General features: G+C 59.8%; 17 protein-coding genes and 1 tRNA gene. 9 read left to right on the plus strand and 9 right to left on the minus strand.

Annotated features, from left to right (window positions below; all coding sequences use genetic code 11):
- Positions 1-1857, plus strand: a complete 1857-nt coding sequence (locus MHX65_RS00605) for an ATP-binding cassette domain-containing protein (protein WP_239267786.1) — start codon at positions 1-3, stop codon at positions 1855-1857.
- A gap of 4 nt (positions 1858-1861) precedes the next feature.
- Positions 1862-2521 carry a helix-turn-helix transcriptional regulator gene (locus MHX65_RS00610; RefSeq protein WP_239267788.1) on the plus strand — a complete coding sequence of 220 codons (660 nt, stop codon included), beginning with the start codon at positions 1862-1864 and terminating at the stop codon, positions 2519-2521.
- Here the strand turns inward: MHX65_RS00610 and thrB are convergent.
- The 4 genes from thrB to argS all read right to left on the minus strand — a co-directional run bounded on the left by thrB (position 2508) and on the right by argS (position 7973).
- Positions 2508-3437 carry a homoserine kinase gene (gene thrB, locus MHX65_RS00615; protein ID WP_239267790.1) on the minus strand — a complete coding sequence of 310 codons (930 nt, stop codon included), beginning with the start codon at positions 3435-3437 and terminating at the stop codon, positions 2508-2510. The two genes, MHX65_RS00610 and thrB, sit on opposite strands and share 14 nt — an antisense overlap.
- Before the next feature lie 23 nt (positions 3438-3460).
- Positions 3461-4804 carry a homoserine dehydrogenase gene (locus MHX65_RS00620; protein WP_239267792.1) on the minus strand — a complete coding sequence of 448 codons (1344 nt, stop codon included), beginning with the start codon at positions 4802-4804 and terminating at the stop codon, positions 3461-3463.
- Positions 4805-4982: 178 nt separating this feature from the next.
- A complete protein-coding gene (gene lysA / locus MHX65_RS00625) occupies positions 4983-6320 on the minus strand; it encodes a diaminopimelate decarboxylase (protein WP_239267794.1) in 1338 nt (445 codons plus the stop codon).
- Positions 6321-7973, minus strand: coding sequence for an arginine--tRNA ligase (gene argS, locus MHX65_RS00630; protein ID WP_239267796.1), 1653 nt, complete (start codon positions 7971-7973; stop codon positions 6321-6323). It lies immediately after the preceding gene.
- Positions 7974-8197: 224 nt separating this feature from the next.
- Between argS and MHX65_RS00635 the strand changes: the two genes are divergently transcribed.
- The 5 genes from MHX65_RS00635 (at position 8198) to MHX65_RS00655 (ending at position 12900) form a co-directional block, all read left to right on the plus strand.
- Entirely contained in the window at positions 8198-8983 is a 786-nt protein-coding gene (locus MHX65_RS00635) for a (Fe-S)-binding protein (RefSeq protein WP_239267798.1), read from the plus strand.
- Complete coding sequence (locus MHX65_RS00640; protein WP_239267800.1) at positions 8983-10488, plus strand: lactate utilization protein B; 1506 nt, start codon at positions 8983-8985, stop codon at positions 10486-10488. Before MHX65_RS00635 ends, MHX65_RS00640 begins: the two co-directional genes overlap by 1 nt.
- Positions 10485-11105, plus strand: coding sequence for a LutC/YkgG family protein (locus MHX65_RS00645; protein ID WP_239267802.1), 621 nt, complete (start codon positions 10485-10487; stop codon positions 11103-11105). Before MHX65_RS00640 ends, MHX65_RS00645 begins: the two co-directional genes overlap by 4 nt.
- Before the next feature lie 111 nt (positions 11106-11216).
- Positions 11217-12773 carry an alpha/beta fold hydrolase gene (locus MHX65_RS00650; RefSeq protein ID WP_239267804.1) on the plus strand — a complete coding sequence of 519 codons (1557 nt, stop codon included), beginning with the start codon at positions 11217-11219 and terminating at the stop codon, positions 12771-12773.
- Positions 12774-12826: 53 nt separating this feature from the next.
- A tRNA-Arg gene (locus MHX65_RS00655) sits at positions 12827-12900 on the plus strand.
- A 595-nt stretch (positions 12901-13495) separates the two neighbouring features.
- On the opposite strand, the gene MHX65_RS00660 is transcribed toward MHX65_RS00655, so the two are convergent.
- On the minus strand, positions 13496-13945 hold the full coding sequence (locus tag MHX65_RS00660; protein WP_239267806.1) for a Panacea domain-containing protein: 450 nt from the start codon (positions 13943-13945) through the stop codon (positions 13496-13498).
- A gap of 197 nt (positions 13946-14142) precedes the next feature.
- Between MHX65_RS00660 and MHX65_RS00665 the strand changes: the two genes are divergently transcribed.
- Together MHX65_RS00665 and MHX65_RS00670 are read left to right on the plus strand one after the other, a co-directional pair.
- Positions 14143-15042, plus strand: coding sequence for an ABC transporter ATP-binding protein (locus MHX65_RS00665; RefSeq protein WP_239267808.1), 900 nt, complete (start codon positions 14143-14145; stop codon positions 15040-15042).
- A 3-nt stretch (positions 15043-15045) separates the two neighbouring features.
- Positions 15046-16215: an ABC transporter permease gene (locus MHX65_RS00670; protein WP_239267810.1), complete on the plus strand. Its 1170-nt coding sequence runs from the start codon at positions 15046-15048 to the stop codon at positions 16213-16215.
- 56 nt (positions 16216-16271) lie between these two features.
- Here MHX65_RS00670 and MHX65_RS00675 read toward each other — a convergent pair whose 3' ends face one another.
- The 4 genes from MHX65_RS00675 to MHX65_RS00690 form a co-directional block, all read right to left on the minus strand.
- A complete protein-coding gene (locus MHX65_RS00675; protein WP_023017763.1) occupies positions 16272-16475 on the minus strand; it encodes a hypothetical protein in 204 nt (67 codons plus the stop codon).
- A gap of 72 nt (positions 16476-16547) precedes the next feature.
- A complete protein-coding gene (locus tag MHX65_RS00680) occupies positions 16548-16868 on the minus strand; it encodes a molecular chaperone GrpE (protein WP_239267812.1) in 321 nt (106 codons plus the stop codon).
- Complete coding sequence (locus tag MHX65_RS00685) at positions 16855-17361, minus strand: MarR family winged helix-turn-helix transcriptional regulator (protein WP_239267814.1); 507 nt, start codon at positions 17359-17361, stop codon at positions 16855-16857. Before MHX65_RS00685 ends, MHX65_RS00680 begins: the two co-directional genes overlap by 14 nt.
- A gap of 5 nt (positions 17362-17366) precedes the next feature.
- On the minus strand, positions 17367-19952 hold the full coding sequence (locus tag MHX65_RS00690; RefSeq protein WP_239267816.1) for an AAA family ATPase: 2586 nt from the start codon (positions 19950-19952) through the stop codon (positions 17367-17369).
- Position 19953 lies beyond the last annotated feature (1 nt).

The following is a 19953-nucleotide window of genomic DNA, read 5'->3' on the forward strand; positions in this document are numbered from 1 at the left end:
ATGACCCCTCCCCAGCCCATTCGCCTTCAGTCTCCCCTCGTTATCGGCCTTATCGGCCTCATCGCGGTCGTTGTTATCCTCGTTCCCGTAGCCTCGCTGGGTCTGCGCGTACCGTGGGACCGCATCGGCGAATACCTCGCCAAACCGGAAATTTGGGACATGCTCAAGCTGTCCTTCACCGCGGCATTCCAATCAATGCTGCTGGCGATGGTACTGGGGACCGGTCTTGCCTTATGGGTCCAACAGCTTGGCCGGGGCAGCGGCGTTATCCGCCTATTCATCTATTTGCCCCTGGCCATGCCACCCGTCGTGGGCGGTTTGGCGCTGACCGCCGCCATTGGCCGCCGGGGCTATTTGTCCCCGCTTCTTGACGCCATCGACTTCCATTTTGCTTTTGCTTTCCCGGGCGTCATCGCCGCGCAGTGCTTCGTCGCCTTGCCCTTCGTCGTGGTGGCGGTCGATTCCGCCCTGCGCCAATTGGATCAGGAGATTTTGGCCTCTGCCGCCAGCATAGGCCTTTCCCGCTGGGAGGTACTGCGCAAAATCACCATCCCCTCCATCGCCCCTGCCTTGGCCACCGGCGCCGGCCTTGCCTTTGCCCGGTCCCTCGGCGAGTTCGGCACCACGCTGACCTTCGCGGGCTCCCAGCCGGGCGTGACCCGCACGATGCCGCTCGGCATTTACTTGGAGCGCGAGGTCGATACCGATGGCGCCTACGTGCTCTCCGCCATCCTCATCGCGATGGCGATTGTCTGCCTCGCCCTCGCCGGGCTGCCCTCGCTCCTCCAGCATTCCTATCAGGCGCAGGCCCGCGAGCTGCACAGCATGGACTACGAGAAACTCCGCGCCCTGACCGCCCCGGATAATGCCCCTGCCCTATCCGTCACGGCGGATGGGGAGACGACTGAATTTACTCCGCGCGCGATCACCACCATCGTCGGTTCCAATGGATCGGGCAAAACCACGCTGATGAGCCGCATCGCCGGGCGTCTGACCGGCGCGGAGATTAGCGCCAACCAGGATGACATCGTCCTGCTGACCCAGCGCCCCGGCCTGCCGCCGCAGGCTACCGCCAACCAAGCCATCGCGATGGTCACCCGCGATAAGCAGCGCGCCACGCAGTTGCTGGAGGCTGCGGGCTTGCGTGAGCTTAACGATGTCCCCGTGCCAGCCCTTTCCGGCGGCCAAGCCGCCCAAGTCGCCTTCGTCCGCGCGCTCGCCGCGCGGCCCGCCATCCTGATTCTAGATGAGCCCTTGGCGGCCATCGACGTGGAATCCGCCAGCAAGTGGCGCCGCTTCCTGCGCGCCACCCGCCGCGACCGGACCACGCTGCTGGTGACCCATAATGCGCTGGATATTGCTGGGCTTGCCGATGACATGGTGGTCATGAATTCCGGCAACGTCATCGCCCACGGCTCGGCTGCGGATTTACTCGATGTCCCGCCCACCGGCTTCGTGGCTTCCATCGCCGGGCTCAACCGCGTAGAAGGTACCGTCAAAGCCGCCACCGCTACCGAGACCATCGTCTCTTGCGGGAGCACAACCATCACCGGTGACGCGAGCGATCTCCGCGCCGGCGATAAGGTAGTGGTCACGTTTAAGCCAAGCGACATGCACCTTACCTCTGAAGCCTCTACCGGGGTCAATCACTGGTCTACCAAGGTCATCGCGGTGGAAGCGGCCAGCATGGCGGGTGCCCGGCTGAGCCTGGATATGGGCGGACACACCATTACCGTGCCGGTCAGTAGGCAGACGGCTTTAGGCATTGATACAGGAAATACCGTATCCTATAGCGTGGCTAAAGATAAGATTTCTGTTAATCAAGCCCCTCATCAGCACCCAGAGATACGAAGTTAATCGCATGCCCAATTCGCTCCCACGCCCCAGCTCCGACCTTTTCCCAGAAGCGCTCAAGCTATCTCCTAAGCAGCGCGAGGTGCTCACGCAGCTGCAGCATTATTCGCGAGGAGCCCGTGCAGCGGAGGTAGCAAAAGATTTAGGCATGCACGTCAATACCGCGCGCGGGCACATCGATGAGCTCATTCAGGTTGGCGCCATCACCGCCGTTCCAGAACGCAGCTCTGGGCGCGGGCGCCCTTCCCTGGTGTACCAGGCCCGCGTGCCGGATAACCGTGCCATCGCAGAGGAATACGTCAGCCTCATTAGCGTGCTGACCTCCATGCTCGCGGGCAAGGAAGAGCTCGATGATTTCTCTTCCCCACAGGCCCGGGAATTGGGGCGGCAATGGGCGCGCGCTACGGGCGCGGATATCCAGAGCGGCGCGCTCGATACCCTCTTTGCCACCCTGCGCGATATGGGGTTTGATCCTTCGCAGGGCGCGGATCCTTCCGAAATCGAGCTGAATGCCTGCCCGTTCGTCTCCTCCGGGACCACGCCGAGCCCCTTTGTCTGCGCCATACACGCTGGCTTTTTGCAAGAAGCCAGCGGCACGGACACGGACATTGCCTTAACCCCGATGCAGCGCCCCGAGGTCTGCCAGATCGAGATTAAGCCTGTGTAACTTCCACGCGGACTGGGCCCGCGACCTTGAGATCGAAGACGCGCAGGCCCTGCTCGCGGGCATCATCAAGAATGCTCTCGTCGATGTCCTCCGTGTGCAGCACCATCACCGTCGGCCCCGCCCCAGAAAGATAGGCGGCGTACCCGCGGTTGCGCAGGCGGTTCACCCACTCCGCGGTCACGGGGAGCACGTCTGCGCGATACGGCTGGTGCAAGCGGTCGCGGGTGCCTTCCCACAGTAATTCCGGGTAATTCTGCAATGCGGCTACCTGGACGGCGGTGCGGGAGACGTTAAAGGCGGCATCGGAATGCGTCACGTGCGAGGGCAGCACGCGGCGCACCGCCTGGGTGGAGGCGTGGGAATCCGGCACCAACGCGGTCGCCCGGATATCGGGATGCACGTTGATGGTAGCGGCCTTGTATTCCGGCAAGGAGCGGCCATCGACGGGCACCGTCGTCCACGAGACCACGGCGCTGCCCAGCACCGAGGCCGCGGCATTATCCGGGTGTCCCTCAAACGCCGAGGACAATTGCACCAGCTGTTTTTGGATCAGCGGGCTGCCTGCCAACGCATTGCCCGCGGCCACGCCGGCGACCGCCGTGGAGGCAGAAGAGCCCAAGCCGCGCGATTGGGGAATCGTATTATGCGATACCACGCGCAGCCCTGGCACCGTGGCTTCGGCGGCAGATAGTGCGGACCGGATGGCCTTGACCATCAGGTGCGATCCATCGCGTGGGAGCTCTTCTGCCCCCTCGCCAAAAATCTCCACCTCGAGGCCGGAGGGAATGACCTCCACCTCGGCGGTGTCGTACATGCTCAGTGACATGCCGAGGGTGTCATATCCCGGTCCCAAATTCGCCGTGGAGGCGGGGACGGTGACTATCGCTTTGGTGCCGACTTCAACTTCGATGCTCATGGTGACTAATATATCGAACCGATTTAGCTGCCCAGGCGGATGACCGAGTGAACGGCCTTGACCTCATCGAGCTCGCCCAAGGCGGAGACGATGTTTTCCAGGGTTGCTTCCTTGGCGGCGTGGGTGACCACGATAAGGCGCGCGGTGTCCTCGCCGTCTTCTTGGCGCACGGTGCGCAGGGATACCCCATGCTGTGCGAAGAGCGCCGAAATGGCTTCCAAGACGCCGGCGCGGTCCTGGACTTCCATATCGATGTGGAAGCGGGTATCGACCTCGCCAAAGTCTGCAATGGGCAGGTTGGCGTAGGTATTCTCGCCAGGCGCGCGACCGCCGTGCACGATATTGCGGGCGGCACCGACGACATCGCCAAGCACTGCCGAGGCAGTAGGGTTGCCGCCGGCACCATTGCCGTAGAACATGAGCGACCCGGCGGCTTCAGCCTCGACGAAGATGGCGTTATAGGACTCACTGACAGAAGCCAGCGGGTGATCCTTAGCCACCAGGGTCGGGTGCACGCGCGCGTTGACCACTTCGGATCCATCCTCGCGGCGGAGGCGCTCACAAATGGCCAGCAGCTTGATGGAATAGCCGGCATCGTTTGCCGCGGCGATATCGTCTGCAGTGATATCGGTAATGCCCTCGCAGTGCACGTCCTCGAACTTCACGCGGGTGTGGAAGCCGATGGAGGCCATGATGGCGGCCTTCGATGCTGCGTCGTGGCCCTCCACGTCCGCGGTGGGATCCGCCTCGGCATAGCCCAAGCGGGTAGCTTCCGCCAGGGCTTCGTCATAGGTGGCGCCGGTGGACTCCATGGCATCCAGGATGTAGTTGGTCGTGCCGTTGACGATGCCGGAAATGCGCTCGATTTGGTCGCCCGCCAGGGAGCGGCGCAGCATACCCACAACCGGAATGGCGGCGGCCACGGCGGCCTCAAAGTAGAGGTCAACCCCGGAGCGTTCCGCAGCCTCGGCCAATTCATCAGCATGCGCGGCAACGAGCGCCTTATTAGCCGTCACCACAGACTTGCCGGAATTAAGCGCGGTCAAAACCAGCTCGCGCGGGAAATCGATACCGCCGATAACCTCCACCACCATGTCGATATCATCGCGGGAGATCAGGGCCTTGGCATCATCAGTCAGCAGCTCATTAGGCACGCCCGGGCGCAGCTTGTTCTTGTTCTGGATTGCGATGCCGCGGATCTCTGCCGGCCCGCCGATGCGGTGAGCAAAGGCATCCGCATTTTCATCTAAGAGGCGGAAGACTTCCGCGCCCACGGTGCCGAATCCAAGCAGTGCAATGCCAACGGTTTCGCCTTCGCCCTTGCCGGTACGCGAATGTAGCTGTAGCTCACTGTTTGAAGCATCCATAGTCCGTCTCCATGTTGGTTTAGTGGTGGAAAATGTCCCCCGCTTTACGCGGCTACAGGACACTATACAGAACGAGCTGTCTATATTGCGACATGCGGGGGATAATATTCGTTCAGCTACAGAAAACCCCCGCCGCACGGGCCGAATGCGGCACCTGCTTAACGGGGGTAGTACTGACTTAATCCACTTCCAAGGACAAGAGGTCCTCGATGGTTTCGCGCCGCAGCATGGGTTTGGTATTTCCCACGCGCGTTGCCACCACAGCCGGGCGCACCGCGCCGTTATACCGAGACGACATCATGTACTGATACCCACCGGTGGCCGCGAAGGCGAGCAAGTCCCCCGACTGGATATCATTGGGCAATTCGCCTTCTTCTAGCAAGATATCGCCGGATTCGCAGTGGAAGCCCACGATGCGCGAGGGCACCATCTCACCATCGCTAAAGCGGTTCACCAGGCGCACATCGTATTCGGAACCATAGAGCGCGGGGCGGATATTATCGGACATTCCCCCGTCGATGGAAATATAACGGCGCACCGGCAAATCGGCCTTGCCGGTTTCCACGTCCTTGACCGTGCCCACGCGGTAGACGGTCACGGCAGAACCCGCCACCAAGGAGCGACCCGGCTCCACGAGGAGGAACGGCGCCTTAATGTCGAGTTCTTCCGCGGTTTGGTCCACAGCTCGCAGCATGTCCTTTGCCACGCGGTCAATATCCAGCGCTTCCTCATAGGGCATATATGGAATACCAAAGCCGCCGCCCAAATCCAGCTCGGCAAGGTCAACGCCCAGCTCGGTGTGGATTTGGCGGTAGAGCTCCAGCACGCGCTCGGCGGCGAGCTTAAAGCCCTCAGCATTAAAGACCTGGGAGCCCACGTGGCAGTGCAGTCCGCTCAAGTGGAGGTTATCCACCTCGAGGCAGCGCTTCGCGGCAGCAAAAGCCGCACCCGTGGCCAGGGAAATACCGAATTTCTGGTCCTCGTGCGAGGTGGCCACGAACTCGTGGGTATGCGCGTCCACGCCCGGCTTGACGCGAATCATCACCGGCTGCACCACGCCCGCCTCACCGGCGATACGGTTGAGCTCTTCGAGCTCCTGCTCATTATCGATGACCACGTGGCCCACGCCCGCATCCACGCACAGGCGCAGGTATTCCTCGTCCTTATTATTGCCGTGCGCGGTAATGCGCGCGGCTGGGAACTCTGCGGCGAGCGCAATCTTTAATTCATTGAGCGCGGCAGCATCGAGGCACAGGCCCTCTTCATTGACCCACTGCACTACCTTTTTGGAAATGAACGCCTTGGAAGCATAGTGCACGTGATCCGGCCCGCCGAAGGCACGCGCCATATCTTGGCACCGCGAGCGGAAGTCGTCCTCATCGAAGACGTAGAGCGGAGTCTGGAATTCCTCTGCCAAATCCGGCAAGGGCACTTCCGCCACGGTAACGACGCCGTCCTCTTGGCGGCTCACGTTCCGCGGCCACACGTGCGCGGGTAGCTCGTTGAAATCAGCCATTTACATCTTCTCCGGTGCGCTCACGCCCACCATGGTCAAGGCATTGGACAGGACGACGCGGGATGCTTCCGCCAATGCGAGGCGTGCGCTGTGAATGGGCTGCTCTTCCTCCCCCGCCTTGGGCAGGACCTGGCAGGTGTCGTAAAAACGGTGGAACACGCCCGCCAGCTCTTCGGCATAGCGCGCCACTCGGTGCGGCTCGCGCAGTTCCGCGGCATCTGCCACCACGGCGGGAAACTCGCCGAGGGTGCGGATAAGGTCGCCTTCGCGCTCATGCTCCAGCAGCGACAGGTCCGCACCTTCGGAACTAACTCCCAGCTCCGCTGCCTTGCGCCCGATCGAGCACAACCGCGCGTGTCCGTATTGCACGTAGTAGACCGGATTATCCGAGGACTGCGACTCCCACAGGCCCAGATCGATATCGATCGACTGATCCACAGAAGATCGCACCAGCGAATACCGCGATGCATCGACGCCGATGGCGGCGACCAGATCCTCAATGGTGATCACAGTGCCCGCGCGCTTGGACATGCGCACCGGCTTGCCATCGCGCAACAGGTTGACCATCTGACCAATGAGCACCTCCACGCCATCGGCGTCATAGCCCAAGGCAGCTGCCGCCGCCTTCAAGCGCGGGACATAACCGTGGTGGTCAGCGCCCAGCATATAGATATTGAGGTCATGGCCACGGTCGAATTTATCGGCCACATAGGCGATATCGCCGGCGATGTACGCGGCATTGCCGTCCGATTTCACCACGACGCGATCCTTAGAATCGCCATAGTCGGTCGATTTCAGCCACCACGCGTTGTCCGCCTCATAAAGGTGACCTTCAGACTTCAGGGTCTCAAGCGCCTTGTCCACCGCCCCAGATTCGAACAGTGAATTTTCGTGGAAGTAGACATCAAAGTCCACGCCAAATTCATGCAGGGACTGCTTAATCTGGGCAAACATCATCTCTACGCCATCGGCGCGGAAGGCCTCCTGCACCTGCGCAGCATCGCCCTCGAGCGCGTTGGGGTTCTTTTCCACAACCGCGTTTGCGATGTCGCGAATATAATCTCCGCCGTAGCCGTCCTCCGGCGTGGGCTCGCCTTTAGCTGCGGCAACAAGGGAGCGCGAGAAGCGATCGATCTGGCCGCCGTGATCATTGAAGTAGTACTCGCGGGTGACTTCTGCACCGGAAGCCGTGAGTACCCTGCCTAGCGAATCGCCGACGGCGGCCCACCGCGTCCCGCCCAGGTGAATCGGGCCCGTGGGGTTGGCAGACACAAATTCCAGGTTAATCTTCTTGCCTGCAAAGGAGTCATTCGAACCGTAGTCCGCGCCTGCCTGCAGAATCTGGGCGACAATCTCACCCTGGGCAGCGGCGGCTAAGCGGATATTAATAAATCCAGGCCCGGCAATATCGGCTTCCGCAATGGCATCGTGCTGGGCTAATTTTTGCGCTAACCAGCCACCAAATTCGCGCGGATTCGCGCCGGCTTTCTTGGCCACCTGCAGTGCAAGGTTGGTGGCGTAGTCACCGTGTTCTGGGTTGCGGGGGCGCTCTACCGTGACAGATTCCGGCAATACGGACGCGTCTAGGTCATGTTCTGCCATGACCTCGGTGGCGGATTCTTTAACTAAGGTGGCCAAATCAGCTGGAGTCATGTGGCAAGAGTCTAGTTCACTGCCCCGACACGTGCGAAAAGAAGCACTGGCTAACATTTCCGCGGGCGGAGATCACTCATTTAATAGACCTCTTAGGCAAACCTATATTGCGATATATATTACAAAATATATGCTGGTAGAACGTGATTCACACTACATTCCACGCAGTGAATGTGTAGTGTTAATGACACCTCCATGACTTAAAAACTAATAAGGAGCACCGTATGCGCATTGCGCTTTTTTCTACTTGCATTGGTGACACCCTTTTCCCGGACGTCCAAAAGGCGACGGCATTGGTTCTCTCCCGGTTAGGTCACGAAGTTGTCCTTCCGGAGGAGCAAACCTGCTGCGGCCAGATGCACATCAACACCGGCTACCAAAAGGAAACTCTGGGGATGATCCGCTCTTATGCGGATGCCTTCGCAGATCCTTCCATTGACTACGTCGTGGCCGCCTCCGGTTCCTGCGTTGCAGCAGTTCGCGACCGCCACGAAAGCATTGCCGACCGCTTCGGCACTTCCGCCGATGTCGATGGCGCGCAGAAGACCGCGGGAAAGACCTACGATCTCACGGAATTTTTGGTCGATATTGAAGGCGTGACCAACGTCGGCGCTTTCTTCCCACACCGAGTGACCTACCACTCAGCCTGCCACGGCCTGCGCTTCCTTAAGCTGGAAGACCGCCCCTACAAGCTTTTGCAAGAAGTCGAGGGCATCGACTTGGCACCACTAGCCAATAGCGAAGAGTGCTGCGGCTTCGGCGGCACGTTTGCCCTGAAGAATGCAGAGGTGTCCCAGGCAATGGTCTCCGATAAAACCCGCCACATTAAAGACACCCAAGCCGAGTACGTTACCGCTGGTGACTCGTCCTGCCTGATGAATATCGGCGGCGCGCTCCACCGCCAGCGCTCCGGCATTCGCGCCCTACACATGGCAGAGATTTTGGCCTCCACGAAGGAACACCCGTGGCAGCCAAACTCCGCCGCTTACTCCAAGGAGACGATGCTCTAATGACCTCTTTCCTCGACACCACCCCACCACGCGCTCCTGAAGGCTACGGCAACCTGCGCGGCAGCAAGGCCTTCGTCCCGCTCGCGCACGTCGGGCTGAATAACGCTACCCAGCGTCATAACCTGCAGCACGCGACCACCACCATCCGCCAAAAGCGCGCTAACACCGTGCAGGAAGTGGATGACTGGGAGCTGCTCCGCAACGCCGGCTCTGCCCTCAAAGAGGACGTCGCAGCCCGCATGCCGGAATTGCTCGAGCAATTTGAGAAGGCCGTGTCTAACCGCGGCGGCATCGTCCACTGGGCACGCGATGCCAAGGAAGCCAACGAGATCATTGAAGGTCTCATCCGCGAAACGGGCGAAACCGACGTAGTCAAGGTTAAGTCCATGGCTACCCAGGAAATCGGCTTGAACGAGCACCTCGAAGACGCCGGAATCCACGCCCAGGAAACCGACTTGGCAGAGCTCATCGTCCAGCTTGGTGACGATATGCCATCGCACATTCTGGTGCCCGCAATTCACCGAAACCGCGCGGAAATTCGCGATATCTTCGTCGATAAGATGCCCAATACGGACGACTCGCTGAAGGCCGAGCCCGCCGAGTTGGCCGAGGCTTCCCGCCAGTTCCTGCGCCAGCAATTCATGAAGGCCAAGGTCGCCATCTCCGGCGCCAACTTTGGTGTGGCAGAAACCGGCACCGTCAACGTTGTCGAGTCTGAGGGCAATGGCCGCATGTGCGTGACGTTGCCGGAAACGCTGATTACCGTCATGGGCATCGAAAAGCTCGTGCCTACCTTCCAGGACCTGGAAGTCTTCCTGCAGCTGCTGCCTCGTTCCTCCACCGCGGAGCGCATGAACCCCTATACCTCCATGTGGTCCGGCGTGACGGAGGGCGATGGCCCGCAGAACTTCCACATCGTCTTGCTGGATAATGGGCGCACCGCAGCACTGTCTTCGCCCGTTGGTCACCAGGCGCTAAAGTGCATCCGTTGCTCGGCCTGCCTCAATGTCTGCCCAGTCTACGAGCGCGCCGGCGGACACGCCTATGGCTCCGTGTACCCGGGCCCCATCGGTATCTCGCTGACTCCGCAGCTTACCGGCATGAAGGACCACAACGATCCATCAGCAAGCCTGCCGTATGCTTGCTCGCTGTGCGGGCGCTGCGATGACGTGTGCCCGGTGAAGATTCCGCTTTCTGATGTCATCGTGGAAAACCGCCATCAGAAGGTCACCCACGCTGCCTCGCCGATCGAGCCGAAGCTGTTCAAGACGGTGCAGCTGCTCTGGGACAACCCGAAGATGTGGGATAAGGTCACCCACCTCGTGGCACTTGGCCGCGTGATGGGCGGATTCAACGGCACCATCGAGTCGCTGCCGCTATTTATGTCCGGTTGGTCCGATGGCCGCGATACCGCGATTCCGCCGAAGAAATCCTTCCGCCAATGGTTCGACTCCGATGAAGGCAAAGAGCTGCTGGCTAATGCCCGTAAGGAGGCCACCAAGTGAGCGCAAAGCAAGACATCCTAAACCGCATTCGTTCGGCGCAGAAACAGGCTGGGCTCCCAGATCACGTCGATGTGCCGCGCGAATACCAGCGCGAAGGCACGCTGAATGATGATGAACTGCGCGAAATTCTGGTCGATCGCCTCGAGGATTACAAGGCAGAAGTCCACGTCACGGAGGAACGCGATCTGAAAAAGACGCTGGATACCATCGTCCACGACCGCAACTGCACCGACATCCGCTACGCCCCAGGCATGAATGCCGATTTTTTTGATGGCCTTCCTGCCCGCCCGGACGACGAAGACGCGGATCCGCGCGAGCTTGACGATGCCGATGCCGTCGTCACCGAGTCCCTCGTGTCCTCCGCACAGACCGGCACCATTGTGTTGCAGTCCGATTCCCGCTGCGGCCGCCGCGCCCTGACGCTGGTACCGGACCGTCACATCTGTATCGTCCGCCGCGACGAGATTGTCTACGGTATCCCCGAGGTCATTTCCCGGATGAACCCTGACAAGCCCGCAACGTGGATTTCTGGCCCTTCCGCGACCTCCGATATCGAGCTCTCGCGCGTCGAAGGCGTGCACGGCCCGCGCGATCTGATCGTGATTATTGTGAAGTAGCGTGGCTAGGGTGCCGAGTTAGGGCACCCGTCACGTGGAAATTCCTGCCACGAACCTGAAAGAAGCATAAGCTAACTCTGACAAACGTTATAGGAGTCGGAGCTTTAGCTTATGCTTTCTTTTTCTCGAAAAATCTCTACCGTAGTGTGCGCTAGCGCCCTCGCGCTGGGCGTGGCAGCCCCCACCGCCGCGGCGACGGAGCCGGACATCACCTGGGAGGATTGCCCCGAACAGGTCAACCTCAATGGCGCCGAGTGCGGCCGGGTAGAGGTGCCTACCTACTACGATAACCCCGCGGCCGGCACCATTAGCGTCGGGTTCGTTCGCGTGCCCGCGGCACAACCAGATGCGCGCCGCGGCGCGCTCTTTACCAACCCAGGTGGCCCAGGCGGCGACGCTTATTCTTGGGCTGGAAACGATGCCGTCGAATGGCCCGAGGAAATTCGCAACGAGTGGGATCTGATCGGCGTCCAGCCGCGCGGCCTGCCCGGTTCCACCCCGGTGGACTGCGCTACCACCCCGAACTTCAATCCCATCGAGGCCACCACCCAGATTGGCAAGGCTACTCGTGACGCCTGCGAGCAGAATACCCCTGGCTATACCAACTCTTTAACCACCGCCAATACCGCCCAAGACTGGGAGATGGTGCGCCAAGCGCTGGGCGAGGACGTCATTGACATCGCCGGTGTTTCCTACGGCACCTACCTTGGTTCCGCCTACGCCACCAAGTATCCGCAGCACACCGGCAAGGTGCTGCTCGATTCCGGCATGAGCCCCCAGTTGGCGTGGAACGGCATCTTCGCCTCGCAGCAGCAGGGTTATGAGAATGCGCTGCACGATCTGTTCCAGTTCATTGCGGATAATGACGCCACCTATCACTTAGGCACTACCCCACTTCAGGTCTATGAAAAGTGGTCGCAGAAAGTCGCCATGGAAGCCGGTGCCCGTCCCACCGTATTGCCACCGGATGCGAAAATCGGCGACCTTCCCCCAGGGCTCGAGTTCGCCGGCCAGCCGGGCGCGGACATCATGACCGCCACGGGTGAGCTGCGCGTACAGGCGGAATTCCTCGCCAACAAGGCGCTTAACCCACAAGCGGACCAGCGCGCCTCAATCACCTTGGGTAAGACCCGCGAGGTCGTTCCTATGCCCGCGCACTGGGATGAGTTTGCCAAGTACTTAAACGGCAGCACGCCCCTCGAGGTCGTCGATGACCCGGAGCTTGCCCGCGCGGTGCAACAGCAAACTATCCAGATGATGAATATGCAAAACCTCATCGTCTGCAACGAGAACACCGTCGCCGGCAACCCGTGGCTCTTCCCCACTTATCTATGGTCCAACTTTGTCACCGGCGATATTTTCTCCCTGGTTAATTCCATGTATGGATCTGGCGCCGGGTGCGGCGGCCGCGGACCCGTTACAGGCGGGGCTCCACTCGATGGCTCGCACCTTGCCACCAAACCGCTGCAAATCCAAGGTACGGGCGATCCGCAGACCCCGTACCAGTATCACGAGGCACTCTCCCAGCCCATGCAATCGCGCGTCGTCACCGTCCACGGCCCCGGCCACGGGCACTTTGCGCTGGGTAATAAGGCCGTCGATGAGATTGGCGTGCACTATCTGCGCACCGGTGAGGTAACCACCGCAGACGCACCGGGCCTGATTTAGTTCCGCGGCTGCCGATGCGCTAGAATCACATCGTTGGGAATTTTCCCAGCGATGTCTCCGTAGCTCAGCGGATTAGAGCATCGGTTTCCGGTACCGAAGGTCGCAGGTTCGATCCCTGTCGGGGACACAAAATTTTTAGCCCCTCGCTTTTGCCAGCGAGGGGTTTCACTATGCGCCCCGTTTTCGGATTATGTAGCCACCGAGGGTTCAGGAAGGACCAATCATCCCGAACGCCGAACGAAAATTGTGAGACGGGCTGGGTCTAGCAAGGTCAAAGTCGCGGGCTCCGCTTTAATGTGAGTAAAGATCCCCATATTTAGTCTCTATCCATAGAACATAGAAAATTCCACCGTCTTTCCAGCCAACGAATGGAAGGTTTTCTTGGTGTCGGAACACGCGGAATTTGGTTAGCTCTTGGAACTGCCTAGGGATTTGAGCTTTGATTTCCTTTTTCGGGATAAATTCTGAGCCGAGGCCGTGCCTGTGGTGATTAACAAACTCTGTCCAAGAAATTAGTGACCGTTTGTGCCATTTGTCGAGGAATTCTCTGCGCATTCTATCGGTCATTTGCCCGAACCCCCATCCGCTCTGCAAAAACCTAGTGGACAGGAGTGGGTATTCGTTTGATGCTGCTCTTATGGCACTCAAGACGCTTGTATCGGCACCACTTTGGCTCTTTGAGGCAGGCCGAGTGCTACGTCTCTTACTTTTCTTTCCCATATCTAGTCGAAGTACTCTTTGAGGTCTGCATCAGAAACCTCGAGCCCCCGTTCTTCTTCAACGAAGTTTTTCTTCCAAGGCGACTCCGTGTGGGTTTTATTACGTAAAGCCCATGCGGAATAGGGCCCGTACTTATTCCATACTTCAATCAAGGTATCTTCCACAGGCCGGTAATCGTCCCAGTTGAAGTCATCAGAAATAAACGTATCGGGGTCGATGGGGCTCTTACCGTACTTTTTAAGCTCGTGGTAGATGTCTACAACGACAGGTCCGTGGGCCCATGCTTCCATCCGTTCATTGAAGAGAGGAACCCCTCCGGAGGCTGGCATGTAAAACCCCTTTGCATAGTAGAGGAGCTTTTGAAGTTTCAGTGGTGTCAGCTCGGCTTCTTCGGTTTCTTCAGCCCAAGCTACGAGCCATTCTGCGATTTGGCGGGCAGTGAATTGCTTCATTGTGCACCCCCTTCCTGCATGTTCTTAACGTTACAGCACCTAGATAGCACTTTCTATTCCTACCTACTCAGCAGGGGCTTGACCCATGCAACCTGGCTTTCGATGGATTCCATTGTCAAACTATTAGGCTTATGAAATACTAAGGTACTTAGAACCACGACAGTTATGCAGTATAGGCGCGACATGGAGGAGACCCCTTGCCCACCTTAGAAATCGACCATCTCAATAAATCTTTTGGCAGTGTTCGCGCGCTGCAGGATATGACCTTTAACGTGCAGGAGGGCGAGATCTTCGGTTTCGTCGGTTCCAATGGCGCGGGCAAGTCCACCACCATGCGCATCGCGCTGGGCGTGCTCGCGAAAGACTCCGGCGAGGTTTATTTCGATGGCTCCCCCATTAATGACGATAATCGCCGCCGCATTGGCTATATGCCCGAAGAGCGTGGACTCTACGGCAAGGAACCGCTGCTTAGCCAGCTGACGTTTCTGGGCACCCTGCATGGCATGAGCAAGCAGGCCGCCCAGAAATCCGGCACGGAGCTACTGGAACAGTTGGGGCTGGGTGAGCGCCAGGACGACAAGCTGGATGATTTATCCTTGGGCAACCAGCAGCGCGTGCAGCTGGCCGCGTCCCTCATTCACGATCCGGATATGTTGATTCTGGATGAGCCCTTTTCCGGCTTGGACCCCGTCGCCGTCAATGTCATGTCTGACATGCTGCGCGAGCGCGCCGCCCGCGGGGTGCCGGTCATCTTTTCCTCCCACCAACTGGACTTGGTGCAGCGCCTGTGCGACCACGTGGGCATCGTCACGCAAGGCCGCATGGTGGCAGAGGGCACGGTAGATGAGCTGCGCACCCAAGGGGCCTCGCGCTATGCGGTGGAAACCCCTGCCCGCGGTTGGTATCCGGAGGGCACCCACCTAGTAGAGGAAACGGACCAGGGCGTAGTGCTCGAAGCCGATGACGGCACCGATGACCAAGCCATCTTGCGCGCTGCCATGGCCGCTGGCCCCGTCCACTCCTTCGGCCTCAAGGTCCCAGACCTTACCGAGCTATTCCAAGACGTCGTCACCAGCACCACCACCGAGGAGGCCTAGCCCATGCAGTATTCGGCAATGAAGACCATAGGGACCGTCGCCAAGCGCGAGATGGCGGTTGCCCTTAAGACCAAATCCGTTGTCATCATGATGCTGCTGCTTATCATTGGTGCCATCGCCACCCCTATCATCATTGACTTGCTGTCCGGTGGTGACGATGAACCAGATTCCGTCGCCGTGGTGGGCCTGGAGGCAGACGCATTCGCTGATTCCGGACTGGAGACGCAGGCCGCAGATGACCGGGATAGCGCGGTGCAGCTTATCGATGACGGCGACGTCGACGCCGCCCTCGTGCCCGCCGACGACGAGGGGTGGGAGCTTTTGGCCAACGGCACCGTCTCCACCACGATCTCCACCACGGTCAATCAAGTGGTCGCGGCGCAGGCGCAGGCAGAGGCACTAGATACGCTGAATATTGATGCCCAAGACCTTGCCGACGCCACCCCATCGACCAAGGTGACCGCGGTAGATCTGGAAACAGATGAGGCCTCCGAAGAACAGATGGGCAATGTTGCCATCGTCCTTATCGCCGCCATCGTGGTGGTCTTTTCCATCATGACCTTCGCAGGGCTCATCGGCGGCCGCGTTACCGAAGAGAAGTCTTCGCGCGTGGTCGAAATAATCCTTTCCACGGTGCGCCCGGTGGATTTCTTGGCAGGCAAGGTCATTGGCAATACCATCATCGGGCTGCTCGGCACCTTCCTCATCTTGGCCGGCGGCGTGGCTTCCCTGGCATTTACTGGCGCAGCAAGCGAAATCCAGCTCGACTATGGTCTAATCGCTGCCCTGCTCGTCGGGGAAATCCTCGGTCTCTTATTCTTCGGCAGCCTCTATGCCGCAGCCGGCTCCATGGTGCAGCGCACCGAGGATCTGCAATCGACGCAGATGCCCATCCTGCTCATCGTCTTTGCCACCATGTATGTCCCCATGTTTGGCTGGACCAACTTGGATGCCACCTGGATGCAGGTCATGGGCTGGGTGCCGCCGGTCTCCATGTTGGTCGCTCCCCTCCAAGTTGCTGGCGGCAATATGAGCTGGCTAGGCTTGGCGGGAAGCTATGCGGTCCTCGCTGTAGTTACCGCGCTGATCCTCATCGTTGTCGCGCGCATCTACCGCCGTGCCATCTTGAATAACGGCAAGAAGATGACCTGGCGCCAGGTGCTCAAGAAATAAAAATAAATCCGGCCTCCCACTTTCCAAGGGAGGCCGGATTTTTCTATTGCGCCGAATTACTCAACGATGAATTCGTTGGTGATCGGCTGGGTGATATCCAGGGTGCCGTGCTCGATGTAGTACATGCCAAAGAACATGGCGCCGAGCAGCACTACGGACAGCAGCATGCAGGGAATCCACTGGACAAAAACGGAAACCCAGCCCTCGGATTGCTGGCGGGCCGCTGCCTCGCGTTGTTCTTGAGCCTCGCGCTCGTTCATAATGATAAAACCTCTCACTTCACCGAAGATTAACTAAAAGTATCTTAACAGTTTATGGTCTCCGCGGTGGCATTAGATCCCCGGATCTTCATCATTTAATAAAGCCTCGAGGAATGCCTCGCGGTCCGCGAACATTTTCTCGATATCCTCTTCCGCGCCCACGATCCAGGCATTGGCATCCTCATCAAAGGTCACCGCGGAATCGGGATAGGTTTCCAGGGCTTCCTCCATCGCAGCAAGCTGATCGGCATCGGCACGGTCCTCAGCAAAAGCCTCTGGATCGCCAATACGCTGGCCCAGCTCACCCAAGGCCGTCAAGCCATACGTTTTATGCTGCTTTTTCGGGTACTCGAAAAGTTCTTGGCCCATCATGGCGGTATTATTTTCCTCCATTCAATAAAGAATCCGGGACGAATCCCGAATAGCCGGGGATATTATTGACCTGCAATACCCCATGGAAAAAGCGCTTGAGCGCGGGAACGTCATCCTCGTGGAGGTGGTCGAAGACCAACCGCCGGACGGATTCCACGTGCTCGGGGGCCGCGCGCTCGAGGTGGTGGAGCCCAGCCTCCGTGATGTGCACGTTGACCCCGCGGCCATCATCGGTGGTCTTTTCCTTGACCAAGAGCCCGCGCTTTTCCATGCGCGTGACCTGGTGGGAGGCGCGCGAGCGATCCCAGGCCAGTTCCGTGCACAGGTCGCGCAGGCGCAGGTGCTGATCTGGGGCTTCCGAAAGGGATGCCAAGACCGCGAATTCCGAGACGGAAATCTCCCCGCCCGCCTTAAGGGTCTCGTCCATGCCCCTATCTATCTTGCGGGTCGCAGCCAATAATAGGCGCCATAGCTCCTGTTCATCATCGTTTAACCAGCGGGTTTGTTCAGACATAAGGACTAGATTACCCCCTTCAGCATGGCGATGTCGCGCTCGCTGCGCCCGAGCACCCGCGAATAGCGCTGCGGCATGCAGGTAAAGACCAAAACCTGGTTCTCGCGGCCCACCTGTGAGAACAAGGTGGACATGAGTTGCAGGCGGTGGGCGTCGGTGGAGCCTAGCGCATCATCGACGATGACCGGCACGGTTTCCTCCCCCGCCACCAAGCGCGCGATGGCAAAGCGGGTAAGGATGGCCAGCTGCTCGCGCGCGCCGCCAGACAGGCTGGTCATGGCCACCGTTTCATTATCGCGGGTGCGCGCGGTAACAGAGAGATCGTCCGCCAATTCAAAGCTGATATCCCCGCCGTAAATAGTGCGGGCCAGCTGGGCGAGCGCCGCCACGAAGGGCTCGGCATAGCGCTGGCGCGCGGCATCGCGGTGCTTGAGCAGCAACTCGCGCAGGTAGCGTGCCGCCAGCGCGCGCTTTTCCACGCTTTCTAGCACCGCCTGCGCCATTTCTGCTTCCGCTTGCGCCTGCTGCTCGCGCTCTGCCGCGCCGGAGTGATAATTAATTTCACTCGACAGCTTGCCCAGCTCCACCTTGGTATCTTGCACCTGGTTCTGCAGGTACTCTAGGTGCGATTGCGCACCCTCCACCAAGCTCTGAGCGGTGGCCAGGTCCACGGCCTCCATCTCAGATAGCTGTTCCTGCAGCCGGGTCACCAGCGCACCCAACCGCTCCGCTTCTTCTGCCAAGCCGGCATCGGAAGTTTTCTCCCGCGCTTCGGCCAGCTCGCGCTCGGCGCGCTCGGCCTTCTCGTTGGCGGCCTCAAGCTCGGCTTCTAAGCGCACCACGTCGTGGGCGATGCGGCTATCGCGGAAGGGAATAAGCTCGCGGTCGAGGGCATCGACAAGCTCGCGCGCCTCTTCCTCCGCCTCCTCCGCAGCGGATAAATCCTTGGCAGGGGCATCATCGAGGCCGGCGACCTTCTCCTTGAGCGCCGCGTGTTGGGCGCGCAGTTCACCTAAATCATCCGGCCCCAACTCGCTTTCGAGCTTGCGCGTTGCCACATCCAAGGCGGCATTCTGCTCGCTGTGCGCCTCGTGCAGGTTCTCTGCGGCGGCGATGGATTCCACGCCGGTGGCATCGAAAAGCTCCTGCAAACGCGCCTCGGCCTGATCCACCTCGCGCTGGGTCTTATCGGAAGAGTACGCGCCAGCCACGAAGCGGGCGGTGATATCGCCGATGGTGATCTCGCGGCCATCGACAAGCTCAATTGCGGGCTGCTTGCCGATGTCCACCTGCGTCCCATCCACCCCAATCTCCGCGCCCTCAGGCCCGGAAAATTCCACCTTAGCGGCGGTGGCATCGTGCAGGCGCTTGGCCAGCGACAGATCGGCATCCGCCTTGCGGAGTTCCTCGACATCCGCGGCGGTCATCTCGCGCCCGCGCTGGGCTATCTCCGTTTGGGCCTTCTCCACGCCACGTACCAATTCTTCTACCTTGAGCAGGCGTTTATCCAGGCGCTTAAAGGTCTCCTTGTCCTGATACGCCCGCGCCTGTTTGAGCGTTGCGCGCGCGGTGGCGTAGTCCTCCTTCGCGGTGGACAGTTTCTTTTCCACCGCTTCTTTCTTCTCGTTTTCCTCTGCGGCCTTCTCGCGGGCGGCCGCGAGCTTATCCGAGGCGCTCGCCTGCGCCGTGCCAGCGGCCTCGAGCGCCTCTGCCATCTCCCGGCGCTGGGTTTGCGCATCCTTCGCGCGTTGGAAATCCTCCTTGGCGCGGGTGAGCTCGGCCTTGTGTGCATCCACCTGGTGCTGGGCCTTCACGGCCTCGTCCGCGGCGGACTGTTTCTCTGCGAGATCCTTGCGGGCAGCGGGAAGCTGCGCTTCCGCCTCTTCTTGCTGGTGTTCCAGGTGCTCGTAGCGCTCCACCACGGAATCGAGCCCGCGCACCGCAGCGGTTGCTTCCTCCAGCTCTTGCTCGGCACGCTCCAAGGTCTCCTGGGCCTTCTTGTATTCGCCAGCCGGTTTGCCCCACCTTGCTCCGTAGTAGCGCTTATATTCCCTATCTACCTTGCCCAAAAGTTGGGAGTCGTCGCCGGATACCTCGTCTTCAGCCAAGCCGGACTCCTGCTCGAGGGCCTGCGTCAACGTGGGAATGCCCGCTGCGGAGATGGCGTCATTGGAGTCATCCTGGCGCATAAAGAGGACATCGAGAAGCTGGCGGTCCAGGTTCTCGCTTAAGATCTGATCCAGCTCATCATCGGCCTGGCGGCCGGTATACTGCGCGTGGCGCGGGGACGAGATGGCCAATTCACTGTACTTCTTCTTCAGCCAGCGCTTGGCAATGCGAAAGCGGTACTCCCCCACTGATATATCCGCGATGACCTCCGGTGAAACGTCCTTGCCTACCGGCTGCAAGTCCTTTGTAGCTTTCGTCCATGTGTGTTTTTCCGTCAGCACCACATCGAGGGCCTCCACGATGGTGGACTTACCGGCCTCGTTCTCGCCGTGGATGACCACCACCCCGGTTTCTGGAAGGTCATCTAAAACCAGGTGCTCGATGCCGCGAACATTTTTAATCTCTAAGCTGTGGATGCGCATG

The organism is Corynebacterium sp. ACRPS (assembly GCF_022346005.1).
In the GTDB taxonomy this organism is placed as follows: domain Bacteria; phylum Actinomycetota; class Actinomycetes; order Mycobacteriales; family Mycobacteriaceae; genus Corynebacterium.